The 24,424-nt window shown below is 37.7% G+C and carries 24 protein-coding genes; 5 read left to right on the forward strand and 19 right to left on the reverse strand.

Going from position 1 to position 24,424, the window contains the following annotated elements; genetic code table 11:
* From Q0874_RS14675 to Q0874_RS14695, 5 genes are all read right to left on the reverse strand, one after another.
* Positions 1-245 (reverse strand): hypothetical protein (locus Q0874_RS14675; RefSeq protein ID WP_299164271.1); only part of this gene is annotated, 245 nt, incomplete at its 3' end.
* A gap of 146 nt (positions 246-391) precedes the next feature.
* The gene (fabD, locus tag Q0874_RS14680) at positions 392-1,276 is read right to left on the reverse strand and encodes an ACP S-malonyltransferase (RefSeq protein WP_299164272.1); all 885 of its coding nucleotides are present in this window, start codon (positions 1,274-1,276) and stop codon (positions 392-394) included.
* A 51-nt stretch (positions 1,277-1,327) separates the two neighbouring features.
* Entirely contained in the window at positions 1,328-1,843 is a 516-nt protein-coding gene (locus tag Q0874_RS14685) for a gamma carbonic anhydrase family protein (RefSeq protein WP_299164273.1), read from the reverse strand.
* A 41-nt stretch (positions 1,844-1,884) separates the two neighbouring features.
* The gene (locus tag Q0874_RS14690) at positions 1,885-2,616 is read right to left on the reverse strand and encodes a LytTR family DNA-binding domain-containing protein (RefSeq protein WP_299164274.1); all 732 of its coding nucleotides are present in this window, start codon (positions 2,614-2,616) and stop codon (positions 1,885-1,887) included.
* Positions 2,613-4,556: a histidine kinase gene (locus tag Q0874_RS14695; protein ID WP_367275448.1), complete on the reverse strand. Its 1,944-nt coding sequence runs from the start codon at positions 4,554-4,556 to the stop codon at positions 2,613-2,615. Before Q0874_RS14695 ends, Q0874_RS14690 begins: the two co-directional genes overlap by 4 nt.
* A gap of 212 nt (positions 4,557-4,768) precedes the next feature.
* On the opposite strand from Q0874_RS14695, the gene Q0874_RS14700 reads away from it, so the two are divergent.
* The gene (locus tag Q0874_RS14700) at positions 4,769-5,944 is read left to right on the forward strand and encodes a VWA domain-containing protein (protein ID WP_299164276.1); all 1,176 of its coding nucleotides are present in this window, start codon (positions 4,769-4,771) and stop codon (positions 5,942-5,944) included.
* Positions 5,945-6,003: 59 nt separating this feature from the next.
* Here Q0874_RS14700 and Q0874_RS14705 read toward each other — a convergent pair whose 3' ends face one another.
* Complete coding sequence (locus Q0874_RS14705; protein ID WP_299164277.1) at positions 6,004-6,999, reverse strand: type IX secretion system membrane protein PorP/SprF; 996 nt, start codon at positions 6,997-6,999, stop codon at positions 6,004-6,006.
* A gap of 121 nt (positions 7,000-7,120) precedes the next feature.
* Here Q0874_RS14705 and Q0874_RS14710 point away from each other — a divergent pair, with 121 nt between their 5' ends.
* From Q0874_RS14710 to Q0874_RS14725, 4 genes are all read left to right on the forward strand, one after another.
* Positions 7,121-8,023, forward strand: coding sequence for a NifU family protein (locus Q0874_RS14710; RefSeq protein WP_299164278.1), 903 nt, complete (start codon positions 7,121-7,123; stop codon positions 8,021-8,023).
* A 68-nt stretch (positions 8,024-8,091) separates the two neighbouring features.
* Positions 8,092-8,292, forward strand: a complete 201-nt coding sequence (locus Q0874_RS14715; RefSeq protein WP_299164279.1) for a dodecin family protein — start codon at positions 8,092-8,094, stop codon at positions 8,290-8,292.
* A gap of 144 nt (positions 8,293-8,436) precedes the next feature.
* The gene (locus Q0874_RS14720; RefSeq protein ID WP_367275449.1) at positions 8,437-10,470 is read left to right on the forward strand and encodes a thioredoxin domain-containing protein; all 2,034 of its coding nucleotides are present in this window, start codon (positions 8,437-8,439) and stop codon (positions 10,468-10,470) included.
* Between the two features lie 86 nt (positions 10,471-10,556).
* The gene (locus Q0874_RS14725; protein ID WP_299164281.1) at positions 10,557-11,378 is read left to right on the forward strand and encodes a mechanosensitive ion channel domain-containing protein; all 822 of its coding nucleotides are present in this window, start codon (positions 10,557-10,559) and stop codon (positions 11,376-11,378) included.
* Between the two features lie 44 nt (positions 11,379-11,422).
* Here Q0874_RS14725 and tsaB read toward each other — a convergent pair whose 3' ends face one another.
* From tsaB to Q0874_RS14795, 13 genes are all read right to left on the reverse strand, one after another.
* Positions 11,423-12,094: a tRNA (adenosine(37)-N6)-threonylcarbamoyltransferase complex dimerization subunit type 1 TsaB gene (tsaB, locus tag Q0874_RS14730; protein ID WP_299164282.1), complete on the reverse strand. Its 672-nt coding sequence runs from the start codon at positions 12,092-12,094 to the stop codon at positions 11,423-11,425.
* Between the two features lie 75 nt (positions 12,095-12,169).
* Positions 12,170-13,510, reverse strand: a complete 1,341-nt coding sequence (locus Q0874_RS14735; RefSeq protein WP_299164283.1) for a TolC family protein — start codon at positions 13,508-13,510, stop codon at positions 12,170-12,172.
* Positions 13,511-13,560: 50 nt separating this feature from the next.
* The gene (locus tag Q0874_RS14740; RefSeq protein ID WP_299164284.1) at positions 13,561-14,700 is read right to left on the reverse strand and encodes an efflux RND transporter periplasmic adaptor subunit; all 1,140 of its coding nucleotides are present in this window, start codon (positions 14,698-14,700) and stop codon (positions 13,561-13,563) included.
* Between the two features lie 38 nt (positions 14,701-14,738).
* Positions 14,739-16,010, reverse strand: coding sequence for an ABC transporter permease (locus Q0874_RS14745; RefSeq protein ID WP_299164285.1), 1,272 nt, complete (start codon positions 16,008-16,010; stop codon positions 14,739-14,741).
* A complete protein-coding gene (locus Q0874_RS14750) occupies positions 16,003-17,235 on the reverse strand; it encodes an ABC transporter permease (protein WP_299164286.1) in 1,233 nt (410 codons plus the stop codon). Before Q0874_RS14750 ends, Q0874_RS14745 begins: the two co-directional genes overlap by 8 nt.
* Positions 17,228-17,929 carry an ABC transporter ATP-binding protein gene (locus Q0874_RS14755; RefSeq protein ID WP_299164287.1) on the reverse strand — a complete coding sequence of 234 codons (702 nt, stop codon included), beginning with the start codon at positions 17,927-17,929 and terminating at the stop codon, positions 17,228-17,230. Before Q0874_RS14755 ends, Q0874_RS14750 begins: the two co-directional genes overlap by 8 nt.
* Before the next feature lie 98 nt (positions 17,930-18,027).
* The gene (locus Q0874_RS14760; protein ID WP_299164288.1) at positions 18,028-19,140 is read right to left on the reverse strand and encodes an efflux RND transporter periplasmic adaptor subunit; all 1,113 of its coding nucleotides are present in this window, start codon (positions 19,138-19,140) and stop codon (positions 18,028-18,030) included.
* Positions 19,141-19,172: 32 nt separating this feature from the next.
* Positions 19,173-20,432 (reverse strand): ABC transporter permease, encoded by a 1,260-nt coding sequence (locus tag Q0874_RS14765; protein ID WP_299164289.1) that lies wholly within the window; start codon positions 20,430-20,432, stop codon positions 19,173-19,175.
* Between the two features lie 13 nt (positions 20,433-20,445).
* Positions 20,446-21,690: an ABC transporter permease gene (locus tag Q0874_RS14770; protein ID WP_299164290.1), complete on the reverse strand. Its 1,245-nt coding sequence runs from the start codon at positions 21,688-21,690 to the stop codon at positions 20,446-20,448.
* Positions 21,691-22,056: 366 nt separating this feature from the next.
* Entirely contained in the window at positions 22,057-22,596 is a 540-nt protein-coding gene (locus Q0874_RS14780; protein ID WP_299164292.1) for a DUF420 domain-containing protein, read from the reverse strand.
* Positions 22,589-23,314 carry an SCO family protein gene (locus Q0874_RS14785; protein ID WP_299164293.1) on the reverse strand — a complete coding sequence of 242 codons (726 nt, stop codon included), beginning with the start codon at positions 23,312-23,314 and terminating at the stop codon, positions 22,589-22,591. Before Q0874_RS14785 ends, Q0874_RS14780 begins: the two co-directional genes overlap by 8 nt.
* Positions 23,314-23,946: a hypothetical protein gene (locus tag Q0874_RS14790; protein ID WP_299164294.1), complete on the reverse strand. Its 633-nt coding sequence runs from the start codon at positions 23,944-23,946 to the stop codon at positions 23,314-23,316. Before Q0874_RS14790 ends, Q0874_RS14785 begins: the two co-directional genes overlap by 1 nt.
* A gap of 74 nt (positions 23,947-24,020) precedes the next feature.
* A complete protein-coding gene (locus Q0874_RS14795) occupies positions 24,021-24,404 on the reverse strand; it encodes a cytochrome C oxidase subunit IV family protein (RefSeq protein ID WP_299164295.1) in 384 nt (127 codons plus the stop codon).
* Between the last annotated feature and the right edge of the window lie 20 nt (positions 24,405-24,424).

Here is a 24,424-nt window from a genome sequence, read left to right on the forward strand (position 1 = left end):
TCACTTAATGTTACCGTAGTAGCCGAACTAACTGTACCCGTAACTAATAAAGTTGGTAAATTTCCCCCAATATCTTCGTCATCTGAGCTATTTGCCGTGGAGAAACCGACTGTAACACTTTGCCCAAAGCCATTCATTACCAAAAGCAAGAAAAGCCCTAAAAAAGAAATGCCTTTTAAAAGCTTCTTACTATAATCCCCGACTAAAAATTTATTTTTAAGGTTTACACCCATAATTATCATCATTGAATTCATTAAAATTCAAACCATAGCAGTTAAGGCAGGTTAGGCAAAATAGGGAACCAATATTACTAAAAATGTAGTCTTCTGACTAATAAAAGGGCTTAAAACTGACTTTTTAGGTTGAAATACAAAATCTAAAGGTTTTTCTCCTAAGATACTACCGCCGAAGTAGCTTCAGCTGAAGGTTCAATTTTTTTAACCAGCCCTTGTAATACCTTTCCGGGACCTACTTCTGTAAAAAGCGTCGCCCCATCTGCAACCATATGTCGTACACTTTGTGTCCACTTAACCGGGGCTGTAAGTTGAGAGATCAGGTTTTGTTTAATTTCATCTACATTTACAACAGCCGTAGTTGTAACATTCTGATAAATAGGACAGCTAGGTTTACTAAAATTCGTATTTTCTATGGCTGCTGCCAATTCTTCCCTGGCAGGTTCCATCAAAGGTGAATGAAATGCCCCGCCTACAGGCAATACCAGAGCCCTTCGGGCACCTGCCTCTTTTAATGCCACACATGCATGATTTACTGCTTCCAGTTCACCCGAAATAACTAATTGCCCGGGGCAATTATAGTTTGCCGGAACAACAATACCTTCTGTTGCCTCACAAATTTTCTCCACCACCTCATCCTCTAAACCTAATACAACAGCCATGGTACTGGGAATTAGCTCACAGGCTTTTTGCATAGCCTTTGCCCTTTGAGAAACTAATAACAAGCCATCTTCAAAGCTCAACGCGCCATTAGATACCAATGCAGAAAATTCACCTAATGAATGTCCGGCAACCATATCCGGCTTAAAATCTTTTCCCATCATTTTTCCCAAAACAACCGAGTGTAAAAAAATAGCGGGCTGCGTAACTTTTGTCTGTTTTAAGTCCTCAGCAGAACCCTCAAACATAATATCGGTAATTTTAAACCCAAGTATGTCATTGGCTTTTTCAAATAATTCCTGAGCCAAAGGAGATTTTTCATACATATCAAGTCCCATTCCGGAAAACTGTGCCCCTTGCCCGGGGAAAATAAATGCATTCATTTTAATCAATTTTTTGGTTGAACAAAAATAATGATAATTGAGTTCTAATTGCTAATTTTCTTTAAACCAACCTGAATATTTTACATAATTATTGGCAATCCTGTCTATTTCGCCTGAACTCAATTCCACACTGATATCCTTGATCTTTTTTGCCGGCATTCCGGCAAAGACAGACCCTGCCGGCACATGGGTTCCCGCGGTAACCACGGCGCCGGCCGCAATAATACTGTTGCTTTCTACCACACAACCGTCCATGACTATACTGCCCATCCCTATTAATACATTATCCTTTAGGGTGCAGCCATGCACCAAAGCATTATGACCTATTGAAACGTTGTTCCCTATGGTGGTGGCAAATTTTTGATAAGTGCCGTGAATAACAGCTCCATCCTGCACATTAACTTTGTTCCCCATGGTGATATAATTCACATCACCCCTTACTACAGCGTTAAACCAAATACTGCATTGGTCTCCCATCGTGACTTCTCCCACAATGGTGGCATTTTCTGCGATAAAACAATCCTCCCCTATCTGTGGTGTTTTACCGTTAACTGTTTTAATGATCATAACAACTAGTAATTTATAGGTACCGGTTAAAGTCCGGAAAGTTATTCAAAATACGATAATAATTGTTTCTTTCTGGAAGCGGAAACCAATAATTCTTTTCCGTTGGATACGATTACACTCCCCCCTTTACCTTTTCTATATTTTATCACCTCATTTACATTTACGAGATAAGACTTATGGATGCGGGCAAAAGGGAAATCGGTAAGTGCCTCTTCAAAGTACTTTAATGTCTTGCTTACCAGTAATTTTTTGTTTTCCAGATAGATTTCTGTGTAATTATCATCGGCCTTGCAATAGAGGATCTCGGATATATTTAGTACCTGAAAGCCGTCTTGTTGAGGCAGTGTTATTTTACCTTCCGCCTTATTCAGTTTAGACTTAAGAATCCGGTCCTCCAATGCATTTTCCTTTTCTTTTATTTCAGTCACATAGGAAACTGATTTAATAAGGTCATCTATATTTATGGGCTTCATTAGGTAATATGCAGCGTGATTGTTCAAGGCTTCCAAAGCATATGAATTATAGGCCGTAACAAATACGGTTTCGAAGGATCTTTCCGGCAATTGATCCAATAGATCAAAGGCATTTCCAAAAGGCATTTCCACATCCAGGAAAACAACATCCGGCTGTGTTTGAGCAAGTAGTTCTAAACCTTCCTTTACACTAGCCGCCTCACCCAGTACATCTACATTTTTACAATATTTTGCCAGGTAATTACGCAGAATTTCCCTGCTGCTGCTTTCATCCTCAATAATAACTGCCTTTAGCATCATACCACCTTCCTTAAAGTTAAGATTACCCGCGTGCCCGTAGCATCTTCGTTCAGGTCCTGCACGGAAACCGACACTTTATCTTTATACATCGTATTGAGAATACCGATCCTCTTTTTAATATTCCCCATCCCTTTAGAATTTTGGGTTTTTTGATTACTCGTTTTTAACTCCCGTGACCTTTTTCTTCCGATCCCGTTATCGGAAATGCGGATTTCAATTATATCCCTTCCTTTTTGGGTCAATTCAATACTCAAGGTTCCCTTCTCTTCCTTATATCTAAGTCCGTGCCAAATGGCATTTTCTATATAAGGCTGAAGCAACATGGGAGGGATTTGGAAAGCCTCTGTATCTATTTGTTCATCCAAATTTATGGTATAATCAAACTTCTCCGGAAAACGCGAATGTTCTAATTTCACATAAAGTTCAATGAGTTCCAATTCCCTTGACAGTGAAATAAAATCTTCTTCCGAGTTTTCCAGTACGGCCCTCATTAAAGTTGAGAATTCGCTTAAATACCGATTAGCACTACGTTCATCATTTTTGGCTATAAAATTATTTACCGAATTCAGAGCGTTAAATATAAAGTGCGGATTCATTTGGGAACGCAAAGACTTTAAGGCTAATAAGTTATTAGCCAACTGCTGTTGTCTGTTACTCCTGTAAAAAAAGTAGGCAGCGAGAGCAGTAAGCAACATTCCCACTACAAGAGAATAAATTATCCATTTTTGCCTTCTGTTGCTTTCCAGGGCCAGTTGTTGCTCGGTTAATGCCAGATCGTATTTACTTTGTGAAAGTTCCCTTTCTTTTTCCAGGCCCGTAATTCTACCCTGACTAGCGGCAATTTCTCTGCTAAATCTCGAGGCCTGAGAAATTTCCTGTTCTTTTCGAAGATAAAGTGTATCTACTATTGCTACATATTTCTGATAGGTTTCAAAGGCTTTCGAAAAATCACCTTTATCCCTGTATACCTCAGAAAGTTTACGCGTAGCATCCTTTTGAACAATAAGGTCATTTTCACTATCCGCTTCTTTTATACTCTCCTCCAAATAGGGTATGGCTTCATCGTACTTATCCTGAGCGGCATAGGCATTTGCTATCTTGTAGTTAATCCGTTGAGCCGTAATAGAATCCTTTTCAGCTTTAGCTCCTGCAGATTTTGCTGCCATCCCCGGCAGTGCCTGCAATTCATTCAGACTTTTTTTTCTCAATTTTATTTCATCCTCATACTGATTTTTTCTATTGTAGAAATCTGCCACCTTTTCTTTTTCCTGAATAGCCCGTTGGGGAGCCTGCTGACTTGAAAGCTCCAATGAATTACCGTAATAACTTTCCGCTTCTTCAAGCCTGTTATCCTGGGCATAGGCATCCGCAATTTTAGAATTTAAGTCGGGTATTTTTGGGCTAACCTGATTTTTAACCGCTACTTTTAAACCTTCTTCATAATAGGCGATCGCCTTATTAGTTTCATCAAATCCCTTATAGACATCCCCTAATAGTTCATATAACCCAATTTTTTGATAAGGCACCAGGCCTTTTACTTCCTCAAGAGGATGCAATACTGTTGCCGCATTTTCATACTCTTGTAATTGAAGATAGGCCTTGCCAAGCAATAAAGCAGTTTTGGAGGTTTTATAGGCTTCCTGAGCATCCTCAAAATTAGAAATAGCGAGATCGTATTGTTTATGATATTGATACACCTCCCCCAAATAAGTGAGCGCCAAGGCAAGTTCCTTCTTCCCGGGATTTTTGCCAAGACTACCAATTGCCTGTGCGATAAAATCAATGCTTTTTGCAATATTGGCTTTCTTATAAAATTGCGCTGAATCTAAATAAACCAGATAGGAAGTTTCCCCTGAATCTTCTGCCTTCTTTTGCGGCTGAGAATAGCCTACAAAAAGAGCAAGATAAAAAGCCATAAACAGGTACCTCTTCTTTTGCATGATTTGCATTTATAAGGATAAACTTACTTGATTTATACGGTATTAAAAAATGCCCTCATTTCAAATCCTGGTCCGTTTATCCCTGAATAATAAGCTTTACGCAATCATTGTGCCGGTTCACTCAACCAGGGGGTCGTTTTGCTCATTCCTTATTTTTTGAGAAAAAGTTCGGACCTACATTTAGCTAATAATTATCATTAAAAAATTACATCATGAAAAATTTAAAACACACTATTGGTCTTATATTTTTAACTCTGACTCTTGGCACGGCATTCGGTTATGCCCCACGAAACAAGGAGGAAATAAATAACTCCGGGATAGAAAAATTTTTAATTGACAAAAAAGGCAAGGACAACAACGCTGTAAAAATAGCACTACTGTTGGATACAAGTAATAGTATGGACGGGTTAATTAATCAGGCCAAAGCACAACTATGGGATATTGTGAATCAGTTCTCTTATGCAAAATGTGGTAATGGGCACAGGCCTAATCTTCAGATTGCACTATACCAATATGGAAATGACGGACTTTCTTCAAGGGAAGGCTATATTCAACAGGTTATCGGATTCAGCAGCGATCTGGATGAGATTTCTGAAAAGCTTTTTTCACTAAGCACCAATGGCGGAGAAGAATACTGTGGTGAAGTTATTCAAACCTCCCTACGTCAATTAGACTGGGGTAAAAATCCTGATAATTTAAAAATGATATTTATCGCAGGAAATGAGCCTTTTACTCAGGGGAAACTTAATTACAGGGATGCCGTGACTAATGCCAGAGAAAAAGAGATCATTGTGAACACCATATTTTGCGGTAACTATCAGCAAGGTATTAACACGGATTGGAAAAAGGGAGCTACCCTCACCGGTGGAGAATATATGGCAATAGATCATAATAAACAGATTGTTCATATAAATACTCCCTATGATGATGTTATCATTAAACTAAATTCAAAATTGAACAGCACCTATATCTCCTATGGTGCCATGGGAAATAGAAAACTGGAATTACAGTCACAACAAGACAGCAACGCTATGGAGCTGGAAGAGGCTGTAGCCGTCAAGCGGGCAGTTAGTAAAAGTTCAGGGATGTATAAGAATTCGTCATGGGATTTGATAGATGCATCGGAGGAGGATGAATTTGATGTATCAGCAATAAAAAAAGAGGCATTACCCAAAGCACTAAGAGATAAGTCGAAGGCAGAACTTACTTCATTCATAGGTAAGAAAAAGTCCGAAAGAAAAAGGATTCAAAAAGAAATACAGGAACTAAATGCCAAACGGGAAATCTATATTAGCAAGCATGCCCAACAGGAAAAAGGAGAGCTTGAAAATGCAATGTTAAATGCCATAAAAAGACAGGCTGCAAGGAAAAGTTTTAAATGGGAATAAACTAAAGTTGTACTAATTATTAAAAGTGGGTTTAGCAGAATACGTTGTTAAGCCCATTTTTAATTTGCAGATGGACAGAAACAGTCGTATCTGTTTTCCCTGGCAGGTCCAAAGTCATAACCCAGGGTAATCTGGTGAAACCCTCCGTTATCTAATCTAATATCTCCGGATTGGTAAGAATAATTATAGGAAAACATAAATCTGTTATAATTAATGCCCACGATTGGAGTAAACAATTGAAGTCTCTGTTCACCAAGAGTGCCATCAACCTGGAATTGGGCACCATCAAAACTTCTTCTGTATGAGAGACCTGCCCAAATAGTACCGAAGCCTAATTCTCTATAAACCTTGGCATTGATATCCACGGTTTTCTCTTCGGTAAATTCTGTTAATTGAAAAAGAACCGAAGGTTCAATCTTCCACAAGTTTTTACCAAAGATATAGCCAGCATTAATTAAATACCTTCTTAAATTATCAAATTCAATAGCTGTATAAAGGTCTCGTCCGGTACCCAAAAGATTTAAGACTGCGAAATTTGCATAGAATTCCATATAGTTATAGGACATGCCTAAATCTATATTAAAATAACCAACACTATTTTTTCCGCCCGTTATTATAGGATCAGGGATAACCGACCTGAATTCTGATTCATCAAGACTACTTTGAATAAAACCTGCACTCAACCCGAATGACAACTGATTTAATATCCTGATTTCCGGTCCTAACTGCAAATGATGCGCATAAGTAAGTTTTGCTCCCGTTTGAGAGTGATAGCCATTGGCATCATTAAAAATGATAACCCCTACTCCGCTTGAACTCTCGGGAATCCTGTAATTTGCGCTAAGTGTCTGTAAACTTGGAGCCTCATCCACACTAAACCATTGTTTTCTGGCCGTGAGTCTTATTTTACCACCCTCGCTAATACCTGCCATAGAGGGGAATACTAAATAGTAATTGTCGGCTAAATAATCAAAATACACAGGAACACCCTCCTGAGCGGTCAAAGAGCTGGAAAAAGCTACAGAGGCTAACAAAATCAACAGGAGTTTTTTCATTTAAGAATAGGGCGTGATTATTGAAGTTTAGGTCAAATATAAAGTATAACGGATGAAATACAACATTATTATATATGCGTAGGAAGGGAAAATGGTTGTATTTTTGCAGAAAACAAATACCATGAAAGAATACGTTATTACAGTAGTAGAAACCAATAACCCGGCCATTTTAAAATTTGAGGCTAATCATTTTCTAACCAATGGTAGTAATTTCGAATTCAAGAATATAGATGATGCCAAAAATTCTCCGCTGGCTCAGCAATTATTTTACCTTCCATTTATAAAGACAGTATATATTTCGGGGAATTTCATAGCCCTGGAACGCTTTGACATTGTAGATTGGCCATCAGTTAAGGACGAGGTGGCACAACAGTTGGTTGAATATTTAAACGCCGGGGAACCTATTGTTAATGAAGAAGAAGATAACAAGAAAGTAGCTGTTACCATATATGCCGAAATCACTCCAAATCCGGCCGTGATGAAATTCGTTGCAAATAGGAAAATAGTTCCTGCTATGTTTGAATTTAAAAATCTTGATGAAGCAAAAGGCTCTGACATGGCCAAAAAGTTATTTCATCTACCTTATGTTAAAGAGGTTTTTATGGATGAAAACTATGTTTCCATAACGAAATACGATGCTGCAAGCTGGGATGAGATTACCATGGAGCTCCGGGAATTGATCCGGAATTTTATTGCCGATGGAAATGAAGTAGTCTCCAGTGAAGAAGTTGCTGTTAAATCTATAGCCACATCTAATCCAAATACAGAGAACGAAACAATAGATGATACCTCCCAGGAGATCATTGACATTCTGGAAGAATATGTAAAACCAGCTGTTGCCAGCGATGGCGGAAATATACTTTTTCAGTCTTATGAGAAAGAGAGTAAAACAGTAAATGTTATTCTCCAGGGTGCCTGTAGCGGATGTCCTTCTTCTACCTATACCCTGAAAAATGGTATTGAAACCATGTTAAAAAATATGATGGGAGATAAGGTGTCTGAAGTGGTTGCTTTAAACGGATAAATTCAGCTGAAGTTGTTGTTCCCTAGCTTTTAATTTGCTACCTTAACGTACAACTAAAAAGAAGTATTATGTCAGTTTTAAAAGTTATTGAATTACTAGCAAACTCAAATGAAAGCTGGGAAGACGCTGCTAAAAATGCGGTTACTCATGCTTCCAAATCTGTTAATAATATACGTTCCGTATATGTAAGTGAACAAAGTGCTACTGTTAAAGATGGTAAAATAGACGACTATCGCGTAAATGTTAAAATCACTTTTGAAGTTAAGTAATGAGTCTGAAAAAAATTAAAAGCGCCTTTATGGCGCTTTTTTTATGCTCTTTAATTAGTAGTAACTTTGTCTATGTCTAAGTTTAATTACACATTACTTTTAGTATTAATTACCTTAAATGGCTGCTCTCAAAAAAAAGAAACCATGTCGTACAAACATACCAATGCCCTAATAAACGAAAGCAGCCCGTATCTGCTGCAACATGCTCATAATCCTGTAAACTGGGAACCCTGGAGTACAACAGCCTTGGAAAAAGCCAAAGATGAAAATAAATTAGTGCTTATAAGTATAGGTTATGCTGCATGTCATTGGTGCCATGTTATGGAAAAAGAATGCTTCGAAGATGAAGAAGTTGCAAATCTGATGAATGAAAATTTTGTCAATATAAAAATAGACAGGGAAGAACGCCCGGATATAGATCATCTTTATATGGATGCAGTTCAAATGATGACAGGAAGAGGTGGATGGCCATTAAACGTAGTCACCTTACCAGACGGGCGTCCGTTTTGGGGAGCGACTTATGTGAAGAAAGACGACTGGATGAAGGTTTTAAAAGAGCTCACCAGACTTTACAAGGAACAGCCCGATAAAATAAACGGATATGCTAAAGACCTCGCAGAAGGGATTAAGGCAATTAATCTTGTTGAAGTTGGCTCCAATTCTCAGATTTTAACTGAGGATCAATTAGATGATTCGGTTAAAAAATGGTCTCGCTATTTTGATCATAATTATGGGGGGTATAACCGGGCCCCTAAATTTATGATGCCCGGCAACTTGGATTTTTTATTGCATTATGGCACTACCAGAAAAGATGATGACATTTTGGAGTACGTCAATTTAACACTTACGAAAATGGCTTACGGAGGAATTTTTGATCATCTGGGGGGTGGTTTTTCAAGATACTCTGTTGACGGAAAATGGCATGTTCCCCATTTTGAAAAAATGCTTTATGACAACGGCCAATTAATAAGTCTATATTCCAAAGCATATGCCGTAACACAAAACCCTCTTTACAAGAAAGTGGTGGAAGAAACCATTGACTTTGTTACCTCAGAGCTTATGGACACTACCAAGGCTTTCTATGCTTCACTGGATGCCGATAGCCTAAATGAAACCGGGGAATTAGAAGAAGGTGCATTTTATGTATGGCAGAAAGCAGAATTACAGACCCTTCTTGCCGATAAGTTTGAGTTGTTCAAAGACTATTACAACATCAATGACTTTGGACTTTGGGAGCATGGTAACTACGTATTAATAAGGGATGAATCGGACGAGGCAATAGCTAAAAAACACAAACTTTCTGTTTCAGAATTGAATGTAGCTATTGCAGAATGTAAACAAATCTTAAACAAGGTCAGGGAAAAAAGAGAGCGCCCCAGATTAGATGATAAAATACTTTGTTCCTGGAATGGATTAATGCTGAAAGGATTGACAGACGCCTACAGGTTTATCAAAAATGATGAATATATGGATCTGGCTTTAGAAAATGCCACATTTATTAAGGAAACATTTATAAAAAAAGATGGCAGCCTTTACCACAATCATAAAAACGGAAAAAGTACCATCAATGGTTATCTGGAAGATTATGCCTCGGTCATAGATGCCTTTATAGGTCTCTATGAAATAACCTTTGAAGAAAATTGGCTTAATGAGGCAAAAGAGTTATCAGATTATTGCATTGCCAATTTTACAGATGACAGCAGTGGTTTATTTTTCTTCACTCCCAAACAAGATTCATTTATTATTAGGAGAACCATAGAAATGGCAGATAATGTGATACCATCTTCGAATTCTATTATGGCTAAAAATCTATTTAAATTATCCCGTTTTTTTCCGGATATGAATTACGAAAAAATTGCACATCAAATGGTGGTGAATCTGCAGCAAAGTTTTGAGAAAGATACGGCCAGTTATGCCAATTGGCTTCATCTGGTATTGTATTTTCAAAATCCCTTTTATGAAATAAGTATAGTTGGGGAAGACTATTTGAAAACAGCTGGTAACATGCAGCAATCTTATTTACCCAACGCGGTGTTTGCTGGCGCTAAAGAAGAGAGCGAGTTATCACTAATTCAAAACAGATTTGTAGCAAATAGTACGCTTATTTACCTCTGTGAACATGGTTCCTGCAAGTTACCAACCACCAATATTGAACATGTATTAAATCAACTTAAATAAGAATGCCTATTTCCATTACTTTTTCACCCCTTTTACTGGTAATATTTGATTTGTTTTAATAATATTGCCTTTCAAAAAAATAAGCTATGCAAGATTTATCCAACTATGACAAACATGTAGAAAACGCCATAAGCTGGTTTTGGGAGGTTTTTCCCGATATGATCACAGCTGTTATTATTTTAATAGCCGGTTTATGGTTTATTAAATTTATCAACCGCCTTACGCGCAAATTTTTTGACAAAAAAGATTACGACCCTACGCTGGAATCTTTTCTTATGAATTTGATAAGTGTGGGCTTAAAGGTTGTTCTCTTTGTTGCGGTGATAACGCAGTTAGGCGTGGAATCTTCTTCACTACTCGCTGTTTTGGGGTCTGCCGGACTAGCGATTGGCCTCGCACTTCAGGGTTCTTTGGCCAACTTTGCGGGAGGAATATTAATCCTTTTATTCAAGCCTTTTAAAGTAGGAGATTTTATTTCCGCTCAGGGAGTAGATGGTACGGTCAAGGAAATTACCATTTTCACTACCAAGTTAAATACCTTTGGTAATCAGGTAGCAATTATCCCTAACGGACAACTCTCTAACAATAACATCATTAATTACAACGCAGAAGAAACCAGGAGGGACAAAATTGATGTGGGTATTGGCTACGGCTCCAATATTAAAAAAGCTAAAGACATTTTATTGGAAATATGTGCGGAACAAACAACTATACTAAAAGAACCCGAGCCACAGGTATTTGTCGGCGAATTAGCAGATAGTTCTGTAAATCTGACCTTGCGTTTCTGGGCTAAAAACGAAGACTTTTGGGCAGCTCATTTTTTTGTAATGGAAGAACTTAAAAGCAGATTTGATGAAGCCAATATCGAAATTCCATTTCCACAAAGAGTGGTGCATAACCCCAAGTAATATAAGGGGCCATTTTTGTAAGTCATTATTTCGTAGAAAGGTATTTATTTCTTGCTTTGCTGAATAATAAAATCCTTTAAATAATCCGGTTCAAAATAAGCGGTGTTTTGAAAATTATTCGCCCTGAACTGCCTATAGGATAATTGACACATTTCTTTGGCTGAAGGTATTATGGAATCATCAAATACAAAATTCGGATGTTGCAATATTTCCCTGCATTTTACTGCTCCACTTCCAATGATATATACCTTTCCCTGCGCCGCATATTGGGCAAACGAATCTGGCTTTACCTCCTCTACTTTAGTCTCCCTTAGCTTCTTATAATTCGAATCATACACTGCGGAATACACCTCCATACGTCTGGCATCTAGAACAGGTATTATTACGCTATCCTTTAGTTTAATTTGAGAAGCCATACTCTCTAAAGTGGAAATTCCTATTAAAGGAAGGTCCAGGGCAAAACAAAGACCTTTTGCTGCGGAAACACCTATCCTCAAGCCCGTATAAGAACCCGGGCCCTTGCTTACCGCAATGGCATCGAGATCATTGGTTGATAGGGATGCCGCCTCCAGAGATTCCTTTATAAAAAAATGTAAATCTTCTGAATGGGAATAGGAACTACTATTCAGTTCCTTTAGTGCAAGCATACGGCCATCTTCACCAATGCTTACAGAACAATTGGTGGTTGCCGTCTCAATATTTAAAATTAAAGCCATATCTGAGGAGCAAATATAAAAAGACCTGTTGGGGTTTAAACACTCAACAGGCCCAAACTAATTTAAAATTTATATTTAATCAATTACAATAGGAAGTCCAAAGTAGAATTCCAATACTTTTATTCTAAAAGCGTAGTCGTATTTAGTTCGGATTACCTCTGCTTCTGCATTATCAACCCTTGCTTGCGACTGGCTATAATCAAATGAATTCATAATACCAACATCAAATCTTTCTTTGGAGTAGTCCAAAGCCAATACCCTCGCTTCCCGGGTTTTAAGAGCCGCGTCATAGGCTTTCGAGCTATTAATAACATCCACATAGGCCTGATTTATATTTGTTTCCAGATTCAGTTTATTCTGCTCCAGTTCCAATTCAGCCTTTTTGACATCTATTTGTGAGCGCTTAATATTATTCCGTGTACTCCAGCCATTAAAGACGGGTATATTTATTTGTGCGCCAAAAGCGATACCATCATTAATCCAAAGTTGTTCTTTAAAGGGGATTACCTGCCCGGTAATAGGATCCAAAAACTGATCCGAGTAACGGGTATTGTAATTAAAAAAAGCACTAAGTGTTGGATAAGCTGCTCCTTTGGCTATGGAAAGGTCTTTTTCGGCCAATTCGACATTGGTCTCGAAAAATTTGGTCTCATACCAATAACTTATGGCTTTATTAAAAATATCTTTTGGTGAATTTTTCAATATGTCCGCCGGAGGTACCTCAAATTCCGTATCCGAAATATCAAAATTTTCATAGTCCGTAATCTGAAGTAATTGGGCCAAATTAATACGTGATATGAGCACGTCATTTTCAGCATTTATAATTTGTTGTTCACGGGTTGCAGCAGTTGCCTCTATTTCCAATAAATCTCCTCGTGCAACAACGCCTGACTCAACTAATTCTCTGGTTCTTTTTAAATCCTGTTCCGTTACAGCATATAGTGCTTTAGCAACTTTGGCAGCTTCCTTATTGGACAAAATATTTAAATAATTTATGGCCACATTTAAACGAATATCGTTTACCAGGTCGTCTAAACGGTATTGATTTGCTATTGCATTAAGTTTAGCCCTGTTAAGCCTGTGTATGTTCCTAAGGCCATTAAATAGTACCGCTGATGAAGTAACACTCCCCGAAGAAGTAATTTGCGTGGTGTTAACCGGTTGATTATTAGTTGGATCAAAAGACAAACCAGTATTGCTCTGACCATTTAAAGTCCCGTTTAAATTGGGAAGAAAGGCCCCAACGGCATCCGATTTATCTATAGTAGCATTCTCCAGATCCAGTTCGAATTGTTGGATGGAGAGGTTATTTTCTACCGCATAAGTAACGCATTCTTCAAGGGTCCATATCTTTTTCTGTGCTATTGCCATTCCTATAGCACATAAGAATAATAGTGCAGTTAGTTTAAATTTCATCTGTCGTTTTTTGATAATTATAATTGATTGACTATTCGTATTTAGGTTAATTAATCTTCTTCTTCACTTTCCTCCTCTTCGTCTTCACCTTTTTTAATAGGTTCAGTTTTATTCCAGACTTTCACTTCATCTTCTTCAGTTAAGCCCGAGATAATTTCCACGTTAACGCCATCGGAAATTCCTATTTCAACATTTTTGCGCTCAAATTTCTGATCGCCCACAGCTATTTCAACATAGGGTTCATCTGTTTCCTTATCAAATTGCAGGAGTGCTTCAGGTATTACCATAACACTGTCTTTTTTCTCAAGTACCAGTGATGCATTAGCACTATATCCGGCCCTGATCATAAAGTCGCCTTCAACGACCACATCACCTTCAATTTTAAATTGAACGGCACCTGATTCTTCTATTCCTTTTGGCGCGATGAACTTTAACTTTGCTTCAAATTTTTGATCATCAATGGCTCCCAAACTAATTTCAAGGGGCATGCCTATCTCTAGTTTCCCTACTTCCCCTTCATCAACCTTTCCTTCAAAAATCATCTTGCCCAAGTCGGCAATGGTAGCGATGGTTGTCCCATCGTTAAAGTTATTGCTCTGAATTACCTGATCTCCTTCCCTTACCGGAATTTCCAACAATGTGCCCGCAACCGTTGCCCTAATGTTGGTATTAGCACTTGAAGAACCTCCGGCAGAACCTCTTCTAATAATCTGATAATCTGCACGGGCATTGTCCAATTCCTGAACTGCCTGATCATATTGCAACTGCAAGGCATTAAAGTCCTGACTGGAAATAACCCCTTTATCAAAAAGGGCCTTATTCCTTTTGTATTCAATTTCTGTGTTATTCAGTGCAATCTCAGCATTCCTTACCCTTCCACGGGCCTGATTTAAGGATTGCTCATTGGGCACTACTTTAATTACGGCAATTAAATCGCCTGCTTTAACCTGGGCCCCTTCTTCCAGATAAATTGTTTCAATAATTCCGGAAATTTGAGGTTTGATCTCAATCTCATCTTCCGGGATTACTTTACCTGTAGCAACCGTTTTCTTCTCAATATTTGAAATAAATGGCTTTTTAGTTTCGTATGTTATGGCTGATTTGCTATTGGATTTTATAAAAAAAGCAGCAGCCCACAATGCTCCGAGCCCTACAATCCCAATCAATACATATTTTACAATTTTATTCATCTTAATCTAATGTGTTAGTATATAGTTAATGGTTTTGTTTATTCTTCTCTTAACGCATCTATGGGCTTAATGCTCACTGCCCGCTGTGCAGGAATTGAACCTATTAGTGTTCCCAATATTATCATAATAGCTAATGCTCCCAGGACATATGGTATAGGAACCGTTGGATTCGTATATGGAAAATTAACATCCTTGGTGAGGTTATTGATCAAACTTAAAACACCTGCCCCAAGTATAATACCTATAACCCCTGCAAACATGGTAAGAAATACAGATTCCAAAATAATCAGAGAACGCACTTCCCTAGGTGTTGCGCCTAAAGCCCGGCGAATTCCTAATTCCTTGGTTCGCTCTTTCACGGATATTAGCAGAATATTGCCAATTCCGATCACCCCGGCCAGGATGGTGGCTATCCCAACAATTAAGGATAAAAAGGTTATCCCATTGGCAAAGCCCATAATCTTACCAAATATTTCACCAAGATTAAAGGCTCCAAAAGCGCGTTCATCTTCTGGGTGAACCTTATGAATACTTCGTAAAACAGCTTTAATATCCTTTTCTACCTGAACAACATCGGCATCGTCATATGCCGCTATTGTGAAAAACTGAGCATCATTCCCTGTATTATAAAGTTTTTTGAAAGTTGTGAAGGGAATAAAGATGTCCCCGTCAGTACCAAATGGCGTAGTCTGCGTAAATTTATGTACTCCAACTACCTGGAAATAAATATTTTCAACCCTAATATAACCGCCTATTGGATCCTCATCTTTATCAAATAACTCCTGCTGGGTGCGATCACCAATAACACAAACTTTTCTCGCCTGAGCGATGTCTTCATCATTTATAAACCTTCCGTTATCATAAATTTTTTGTGTAGCAATCTTTGCTATTTCGGGAAAGTAGCCATACACCGCATAGCTATTGGATTTAATTCCCCGTACTGTCAAAGCGGATGCTCCTCCAAATGCTCCTCGTGTATTTACAGGTGCTATATATTGTATTTCAGGAATTCGGTTTTTCAACACAATAGCATCCTGGACTTTTAGTCGTAACTGCCTGCCGGTCTTAAAACCTGCGTAGGGCATACTTGTACTTTGAGACCAGGCCCAAATACTATTTTTGGCAACAGTTTCGAAGTTTTTTTCAAATCCGTTATCCATTCCTTTTGCGGCGCCAGCCAGAGCGATATAGATAAAAATACCCCATAGCACTCCTATAACCGTAATTATAGTCCTGGTCTTATTTTTTCCGATAGATCCGAAAATTTCCTGCCAGGTATTTTTGTCAAAAAGAAATCGAATACTATTCATCTCGTAATGCTACTATAGGTTTAATACGGGCTGCCCTTTTAGCCGGAATATAGCCCGCAATTGCACCAAATATTATTAATATCAGGGTTGCAAATATTGCCACGCCAGTATTTATATATGGATTAGTAATGAAATAATCTTCAGCCAAACTTTCTCCTAAAGAGGTTAGCAATGCAATTCCAATTAGCATCCCCGTAAAGCCTGATATTGTTGTAATAAACACCGATTCGAGCAGAATTGTACTGATTACTGCATTTGGCGTAGCGCCCAAGGCTTTTCGTATTCCCAATTCCTTAGTGCGTTCCTTAACGACAAACACCATGATATTACTAATCCCAATAATTCCCGCAATTATAGTCCCAAAAGCCACAAACGCCACGATAATTTGCAGGACGCGCGCAAATTGTTGATTTTGCTCTAATTGATCTGCAACATTTCTGATAAAAATTCCATTTTGATCTTTCGGGCTTATGAATTTCTTGTCTTTGAAGAACTTATCCAGACTACTTTCGAAGGCCATGGCTCCCATATAACCCATTTCCGGTTTAAAGGCTACAACTATCTGGTCTATTTTATCAGTGTTTTTTTCAATTAGCTGGAGCGTGGTATAAGGGACATATATGCCACGTTCTTCCCTATCGCCCCCATCGTCCTGAAAAACGCCAATGACTTTAAAAACACTTCCCCCAATATCCAAATATTTACCTAGCGCATTTTTAGATCCAAATAAGTCCTGTTCCACTAAACGCCCAATCACTGCATACTTTGCCTTTTTCTTAATATCCTCCACATTTAAGTACCGGCCTTTCATTATAATTGTCTTCTCAGCAAATTGGTGGCCCCAATCTACACCGGTGGTTGTATAATTATCAGATTCTTCCTCGAATTTTACCAACCTGTTTCTTGAAATTCTCGGGGTTACATATTCAAGGAACATCGGGAAATTCTTTTTAATATCGGCAAGGTCGCTATTTTCAAATTCAATTCGCCTCGATGATTTATACCCTTTATATGGGAGTGTCGTTTTTCCCGGAAACAGATAGAGTACATTGGTGGCGTCTTCCTGGAAAAATTTGTCAAAGGTGTTAATTAGGCCGTTTCCCAGACCAAAAAGAGAAACAAAAATTAATATCCCCAGGGCCACTGTAAAACCTGAAAGGAAGGTTCTAAGTTTATTTTTTTGAATAGTTTCAAATATCTCGTTCCAGGTGTCTCGGTTAAACATGCGCTGATGCCCTTACTTGCTTTACTTTTTTATCTTCAACAATAACACCGTCTTTAAGGTAAACGATTCGTTTACACATATGTGCTATATCATCTTCGTGAGTTACCACTAAAATGGTATTGCCCTGATCGTTAATTTTCTGAATTAAATCCATCACTTCATAGGAAGTAGTGCTATCTAAGGCTCCTGTAGGTTCATCTGCAAGAAGAACCTTTGGCTCTGACGCCATAGCCCTCGCGATGGCTACTCTTTGATTCTGACCTCCTGAAAGTTCACTGGGCAAATGATTAGCCCACTCCTTAAGGCCCACCTGGTCCAGGTATTTCAATGCCCTTTCCTGCCGTTCTTTTCTGGGAACTTTCTGGTAATATAAGGGCAAGGCTACATTTTCAAGGGCACTTTTATAATTGATTAGATTGAATGATTGAAAAACAAATCCTAAAAATTTATTCCGGTAATTGGCAGCTTTAGTCTCATTGAGGTTTTTTATTGGCACACCATCCAGGGTGTATTCGCCGGAATCGGCCACATCCAGCATCCCAAGAATATTCAAAAGGGTAGATTTTCCCGAACCGGATGAGCCCATAATTGCAACTAATTCTCCTTCTTCAACAGTAAAATTTATACCCTTTAAAACATGCAGGACATTGCTCCCCATCTTATAGGATTTGTGCAAATCTTTTATTTCAATCATGGTTAGTGTCTTAAGAGTTAAACTAATTCAAATCCGACAATAGGACAGACAAGTTGTTAAAATGTTACAAATAATCTACAAAATATTTTGTTAAAAAGCTATCCTTCAAACTCATCGGGTTTCACTTCATTCCATACTTTTATTTCATCTTCTTTATCCAAACCAGACTTCACTTCTACATAAATTCCATCGCTAATCCCCAATTCTATATCCCTTCTTTCAAATTGCTGATCCCCGGTAGCAATTTCCAGAAATGGTTTTTTGGTTTCCGGGTCAAATTGAACCAACGCTTCTTTTATAGAAAGAACACTATCTGCTCTGTCCAGTATTATAGATGCATTAGCACTAAGACCTGCCCGAATAAAGACTGAATCCTGTTTCTTCAGGGTTCCTTTAATTTCGAATTGAATAGCTCCATTTTCCTCATTACCCTTAGGAGCGATATAATCCAAAATAGCATCAAAAGTTACATTTTCTAGAGCTCCAACAGTAATTTCCAATGGCAGGTCCTCCTTTATTTTTCCCACCTCAGATTCATCCACCTTTCCTTCAAATATCATTTTATCAACATCTGCAATAGCTGCAATGGTGGTCCCCTCATTAAAATTATTACTTTCAATCACCTGGTTACCTACTTCTACAGGTACTTCCAAGACCATTCCGGTTACAGTAGACCTGATCAAGGTGTTTGCGGAATTACCATAACCTTTAGTAGTTCCTGTTTTAACAATATCATATCTTTTATTTGCTGCACTATAGGATTGCTTTGCCTGGTCATAGCTTACCTGTGCTCGTTCCAGGTCTACTTTTGAGATTACCCCTTTGCTAAAAAGACTGCTTTGCCTATCAAAATTTCGCCTTTGGTCATTCAAAGCAATTTTAGCCTCATCAATACTATTTTTGGCATCATTAAGTGCATTAAGGTTGGGCACTACTTTTATTTTTGCCAGTAAGTCCCCAGATTTTACAAAATCTCCTCCCTCGACAAAAATTTCCTCAATAACCCCTGAAATATTGGGTTTTATAAGGACTTCTTCCAGAGGTAGTATACTGCCGGTAGCCACTGTTTTTTTGATAATGGTCTGGGTAGAAGGTTTCTCGGTTTCATATACTATTGGATCCTGTTCATTCTTTTGATAGAGGTAATACATAGATCCTCCGAAAGCCACAAAAATGACAATTAGAATGATAATGGTTACTGACTTTTTCATTTTTTATAGTTTAAATGATTGATGTTTCAAATTTATTCTGTTCGTAAAGCATCTATTGGCTTTACTTTTATAGCACTTTGAGCGGGAATAAAACCTGCAAGTAATCCTGACAATACCAGAATGAGTAGTGCCACGGTAACTACACCTAAGCTCACACTGGGATTCAGAAACATATCCACAGGGCCGTTAGCATCTAATAAGGCATTAACACCATAAATAAATAGTGCTCCAATGATAATTCCTGTCATACCTGATATAATTGTAAGAAAGATTGACTCTAAAAGAATCTGCTTTTTAATAGACCAGGGATCTTCACCTAATGCCCTGCGTATTCCTATTTCCTTGGTCCTCTCCTTAACCACAATCAGCATAATATTGCTCACACCGATTATTCCGGATAATAAGACTAAAATCCCTACGAAATAGGCGATAAAACTCATTGCCCCGAATAAGCTTTCTACTCTGTTATACTGTTCATAGAGATCAAAATAACCAACTGCCCTTGTGTCTTCAGGATGTATTTTGTGTTTGGTTTTCATTAAATTAACAATATCTTCTTTTATACTGGAAATAGACGTTCCATCATGGGCGGTAATAGCCATCCAACCTACGTCATTGCCCATATTAAATGCCTGCGAAAAAGAAGTAAATGGTACATATATTTCCTTTTGTGCCTCTTCCCCATCTCCATCATTACTCTTCTTCTTATAGGTACCCACTACCATAAAATTTACCCCCTGAATCTTTATATAGCTCCCTATTACTTCTTCTCCTTTATCGTACAACTCATTTCTAACTCCGGCCCCAATAATTGCTATTTTCCGTTTTTCCAGAATATCATTCTGATTTATAAAACGTCCTTCGGTAATGGTCATGGGGTCCTGGTTGATTATCTCAGGATAGTCACCATATATGTTATATGCCCCGGTATTTAGCCCTCTTACCACATTATTGTCGTTCCCAAAGCCCCTTAATTGATTTCTGGGTGATATAAACCGTAGATTGGGTATATTATCACTTATACTCTTTACATCTTCTACCTTAAATCGAAATCTTCTTCCAATAGGTAAGCCCATGTGTGCTTTAGTTGTACTGCGCGTCCACATAAACATAGAATTTGTAGCAATATCTCCAAAATCTGCTTTTATACCATTTTCAAGGCCCTTTCCTGCAGAAAGTAAAATAATTAATATGAGTATGCCCCAGAAAACACCAAAAGCGGTAAGCAAAGTTCTGAACCAATTAGTGGTCAGTACTTCTAAAATCTCTTTCCATCGATCTCTGTTAAACATATTCTCAAATAAATTATTCGTCTCTTAAGGCATCGATAGTATGAATACTTGCCGCCCTCCATGCAGGGAAAAATCCAGCAACTGCTCCGGCAAAAATCAGAACGAAAACTGTAGAAATGGCAACATTAAAATTAACCGAAGGGTTTAGGATGTAATCCACTTCTATATATGGCCCTACTATTTCCAAAAGCCCCATGCTAAAAATAAGTCCTGCAAAACCGGAAATGGCTGTTACAAAAATAGATTCATGCAAAATCATTCCTACAATCGACCAGGGTTTTGCTCCCAAGGCTTTTCGAATTCCTATTTCTCTTGTTCTTTCCTTAACAACAATCAACATAATGTTGCTTACACCCACAACCCCGGCAATAATTGTACAGATCCCTACAAACCAGAAAAAGAACTTAATATTTCCAGTGAGACTATAATAGCGCTTCGCTTCCTCCAATGCACTCCATACCTGTATTGCGCCTGTATCTTCTGGGGACACTGTATGAACCTTCTGAAGGTGTGCCTGTAAATTTTCCTTAAAAGCTATAGCCTGAACCACAGCCTCGTCAAAATTTTCCATCATTGGCATTGTGTAGCTCATATTATTAATCCGGTCTCCCCCATTAAATACTCGCTGTGCTGTAGTTACTGGGATATAAATACGCTCTTCTTCCCGATCTTCCCTCTCGGAATAGATCCCAACAATTTTAAATAATACACCAGATATATTTATGTACTCACCCAAAGGGGTTTCAACGTCCTTAAATACATCGTGCTTAATTTTATTTCCTATAATGGCGACCTTAGCCGTATTTACTTCATCCTGGTAATTTAAAAATCTCCCTTCAGACATTTTTGCATTTTCAATAAACTGAAAATCGTAGGAAACGCCCTGTATTCCATAAACCAAGGCCTCTTTTCCGTAATTTACCGTGACATTCCGCACAAATACCCTAGGCGATTTGTATTCAATTTCATCTCCAAACAAGGCCAGGGAAGATGCATAATTTTCATTTTTCAGTTGGATACTCCTACCCGGATTAAGTCCTTTAAATTCTTTAGACGTAACTCCTGGCCAAACCCATACACTGGTGGCAGAATCTTCTTCAAATTCATGGGCAATACCGTTACGCATCCCCTGACCAAAACCTAGTAAAATTACAAGTATAAAAATTCCAGAGGCAACAGAAAGACCAGTAAGGAAGGTCCGTAATTTGTTTTTACGGATAGTATCGAATATTTCCTGCCATCTTTCGAGATCGAACATGGAGTTGGATGATTAACGATTGGTGTTATAACTACTACTAAATAAGACTTTCAGAAACCGGAATTGTTACAGTAGGATTTGTAAAATAGTGTTAAAGTTGAGCCTTTAATCTTATGACCTCATTTTCCTGTAAACAAAGTAAAAAAGAACACCTAGTAAAATGTACGGAAGCGCCATTAAATATACAATCCCATTATTAATTCCTTCAGCCATAGAATTGTCGTCCTGACTTTCAAGAACTGCCCTGCACATTGCACATTGAGCTGTTGATAGCCTTGGCAGTACAAAGAATAAAACTACGAGTAAAAGACCTTTAATTTTCAATCTACTATTTTTTTATAAATGGTATTGATAAAATACAAACTTTTAATATTCATAATATGGTGAAATCATTAAATAAACAATAACTCCTGTAACGGCCACATATAACCAGATAGGGAATGTAATTCTGGCAAGTTGACGGTGGCGTTCAAAATCTTTTAAGTACGCCCGGGCATAAGTCTTAAGAACAAGCGGTATAATGACAATGGATAAAATTATATGCGAAACAAGTATAAAATAGTAAACATACCTTATTACACCTACTCCTCCATATGATGTGGAATCTGCGGTCATATGATAAGCAATATACATGAGTAAGAAAAGCAAAGACAGGATAATACAAGCACTCATAATATTCTGATGCAAAACTCTTTTACCATTCTTAATGGCCCAAACAGCATAAATAAGTAAGACTGCTGTAAGTCCATTAATCGCTGCGTAAATAGGAGGCAGAAATCCTAAAGGTTCAGAATTTGGAATTTTTACGCCAAATAAAACAGCTACTACCAAAGGAACCAAAATTGATATTATGGTAATTATCCTGTTAAACTTCCGTTCCTTTATTGTTTTGTTTAGTTTATTCACTTAGAAGTTTTTTTATGTCTTCCTTTAAAATACTAATCTCTTCTTTTTCTCCTTCATTATTTTCTCCCTGAGATTCGCTTATTGTTCCCCGGTAATAAATAATTGGGTTTCCAAAATCATCAGTTCTTGAGCGGAGATATCCATTTTTATCAACCAGTGCAAATAAACCAGAATGTTCAAATCCGCCGGGGACTCCCGAATTTTCCGCAGCAAAAATATTAAACCCAATATTTGCAAGGTCATAGATTTCTTGTCGGTCCCCCGTCATTAGATGCCAATCCATATCATTTATGCCATATTTTTCAGCATACTCTTTCAACACCCTTGGTGTATCGTATTCCGGGTTAATTGTAAATGAGGCTACACCAAAATTATCAAAATCCCTGAATTCTTCCTGAATTTCAACCAGATTAGTATTCATAACAGGACAAATTGAAGGACATGTTGTGAAAAAAAACTCAACTATATACACCTTTCCTTCGTAGTCTTTTTGTGAAATTAACAGACTATCCTGATTTAGAAATGAAAAAGCCGGAACCTTTCTTTTCTCATTATTCAAATAGATAAAACCAAGTGTTTCACCATTGTCAGCAAGATTCATGCGATCATGTTGCGTGATAGTCCCTGTCTTTATGCGTTCAATGATTTTAGGTATAAAAATGATACCAAAAACCAGGACAACCAGTGAGACCCAGACATACGTGTATTTATTTTTCATTAGTTTGTTCTATCTGCATTGTTCTTCTTAAGGGCCAAACGGTATTCCGCTAAAATGATTTTGACGTCATCCTCCATTTTGTTGTTAAGCTCTGCAACAGAAGTGGCCTTAAAGCCATATTTGGTAGTCTCCTCTTCATCGTCTGTTCTACCCCTGAGGTTTTTCTTCTTGTCAATTATAAAAACATAATGGGTTCCCAAGTTTTCATCAAGACTAAGATTTGTCTTTAGTGAATTGAAAACCGCCCTGATTTCTTCATCTGTAATAAATACAAATTTCCAGTTCTTAATATCCGCTAAATTTCCAAGTTCCAACTTTAATTCCTCAATCTTATCCTCAGTTCCCATGGGCATAATCATTACCATTTGAAAATCATTAAACTCATAGAACGGCTTGTAGATTTTTTGATTCAGATTAAATGCGTTGCCCTTTTTAAGTTCTACATTATTTCCCAAAAAACCCAAAATAGTAATCTTATCCTCGAAGGTAACTTTATCTGTATTTTCAGGAATATCTAATACCCCTTCAGTCAGTATAGGGAGTTTTCCAAAATTGTTTACCCCTGAGGCAAAAAATAAATAGGCAACCAGTGGCAAGATAAAAAGTACCACTAAGACGAATGTCTTTTTCATTGGTTATTTATTTAGACATTACAAAAATAAAAAAGACGGCTGTTATACCGTCTTTAAGTGCTGTTAATTCCTTGTTAGAAATTCCAAGTTACGTAGCCGTCTTTAAAGACATTATAAATATAATCTGCTTCGAACAAGAGTATAAAAATAAGGTAGGCTACCAAAAAAATTGGTGTCCATACAATAGCCCTTCGCAAGGAACTTTTCTCATCACGCAAATGCATAAAATCCCATGCAATATAGTAAGCCTTCACCAGGGTTAGGATTATAAAAATCCAGTTAAGCAGTTTCATCCCCAAAAAAGTATTAACTACCAGAACATGCGGTTTAGATATCCCTAGCGCTACTTCTATTCCGGTAACAATCGTCAGGAAAATCAATACACCCCAAATTTTTTGAGTGTTGGATTTAAATTTTATTAGTCCTCTAAAAATCTCCAGCTTGTGCGCGTGTGCCATTTTAAATAGTATTATATTAA

Origin of the sequence: uncultured Eudoraea sp. (assembly GCF_947490415.1) — a bacterium.
Taxonomy (GTDB): domain Bacteria; phylum Bacteroidota; class Bacteroidia; order Flavobacteriales; family Flavobacteriaceae; genus Eudoraea.